1 tRNA gene is annotated in these 219 nt (G+C 45.2%); it reads right to left on the bottom strand.

Annotated elements, in window-relative coordinates:
- Window position 1: 1 nt before the first annotated feature.
- Window positions 2–75: transfer RNA gene (locus SB775_RS34650), tRNA-Ile, on the bottom strand.
- Window positions 76–219: the final 144 nt, after the last annotated feature.

Below are 219 nucleotides of genomic sequence, written 5' to 3' on the forward strand. Positions count from 1 at the left end.
GTGGGCCTAAATGGACTCGAACCATCGACCTCACGCTTATCAGGCGTGCGCTCTAACCAGCTGAGCTATAGGCCCATTCACATAAATAATAAGCTTCTGCTTCCCAAGCTTATCGCGGGATTACTATTTAATTGAATGAATCACTCATTCAAAACTGAACAAAACAAAAGCGCTCTCGTAATTATCCTTAGAAAGGAGGTGATCCAGCCGCACCTTCCG

Source organism: Peribacillus sp. SIMBA_075, assembly GCF_046534585.1.